General features: G+C 70.5%; 1 protein-coding gene. It reads left to right on the top strand.

Going from position 1 to position 1,612, the window contains the following annotated elements:
• A partial coding sequence (locus AC1DJT_RS36575) for an autotransporter outer membrane beta-barrel domain-containing protein (RefSeq protein ID WP_476836046.1) occupies nucleotides 1-1,399 on the top strand: 1,399 nt, incomplete at its 5' end.
• Nucleotides 1,400-1,612 lie beyond the last annotated feature (213 nt).

The raw sequence follows: 1,612 nt of genomic DNA, 5'->3' as shown, positions 1-1,612 counted from the left end.
CGCCGGCACGCTGCGGATCGTGCCACTCGGAGGCGCCCATCACTTCAACAGCCCCTATACGCTGCTTTCGGCTGCGGGCGGGCTCGGCGGCCAGTTCAGCCCGGTCGACATGACCGGCAGCTTTGGCGACGGCATCACCACGGGCGTGAGCTATACCGCCAACGACGTCCGGCTGACCCTGACGCCGAAGCCGCTGGCACCGATCGTGAACCCGGCACCGCAGCTCGGGGTCACGGCTCCGGCCAATGCCTATGCGATCGCCTCGGCGATCGACGGCGCGGTGGCGGGCGGCGGCGATCCCTCGTCGCTGTTCGGCATCTACAACCTGCCGGCGGCGGCGATCCCGGCTGCGGTCAACCAGCTCTCGGGCGAGATCCATACAGCCGCGCCGGCGCTGGCCGAGGTCGCGTCGGATCAGTTCCTGCGCACGATGCTCGATCCCTGGGCGGCAGGGAGATTGAACCAGGCAGGCGGATCGGGCCCCGGAACGGCCGCCTTCTCCGCCCTGGTGCGCAAGGGCGCGGATCAACCGGCCGGGCCGTCACGGCTTGATGCCCGGTCCTATTCGGTCTGGGGCGCGGGCTTCGGTTCCTATGGTCGGACCGGCGGCAACGCGGCGGTGGGCTCGAGCCGACGCAAGATCGACGACGCACATCTCGCGACGGGGGTCGATCTCCGGCTGATGCCCGGCACGGTCGCAGGCTTCGCCGTCTCCGCCGGCACGGCGCGCGCCTCGCTGCGCGGTGTGCTCGGGAAGATCGATGCAGATGTGGTCCAGGCCGGCCTCTACGGCGTCACCCAGCTCGGGCCGGTCAGGCTCGGCGCCGCGGCGAGCTATGCCCGGCTCGACAATGATATCAGCCGCGGCATTCCGGCACTCGGCTCGAGCCTGTCCTCGTCCTATGACACCACAGCCTGGAGCGGGCGCCTGCAGGCGAGCGCAACCGTGCTGAACTGGACCGGCTTTGGCTTCTCGCCGCTGGCCGCCCTCCAGGCGACGCGGGCGCAGAGTCCGGCCGTGCTCGAGAGCAACTGGGCCGGCGCCACTGCCGGCGCGCTGGCTTTGGCCAGGCGCAACGACGTCACGAGCCGCAGCGAACTCGGCCTGCAGCTCGACGCCGACACGATCCTCAATGGGGTTCCCGTCACCGGCTATGTCCGGGCGGTCTGGGCGCATTACTTTCAGCGCGATGCCGACCTGACCGCGAGCCTGGCGGGTTTTCCGGGCGCGGCCTTCAGCGCGACGGGCGCGCAAGCCGATCGCAACAGCGCGCTCGTCGCCGCCGGCCTCAACGCCAGGCTCAGCGAGCGCATCACGCTCGGCCTCAACCTCGACAGCGAACTTTCCGCGGGCAGCAACCGCCTCGGTGGTTCCGCGCAGCTCAGGGTCGGCTTCTGAGGCCAGGCTGCGCCGTACGGCGCTCCGTCCGCTTCGGACCCGGCGTCGATTCCATGTGAGTGGAGCAGATGCAGCGGATGTTGCGCCATGAGTGCCGCTCGGGCCGCGGCCGGCATGGCCCAGCCGCGACCTGCAGCCCAAGGATCGGCCCGATTTTGCCGGAACCTCAGCGCCGCAGCCTCGTTGGTTCAGCAAGCCCCCACTGTCAGGGAG

Source organism: Allobosea sp. 05T422_2 (assembly GCF_056396265.1).
Note: the sequence above shows the minus strand (reverse complement) of the source record. Positions and strands in the feature narration are given on the sequence as shown.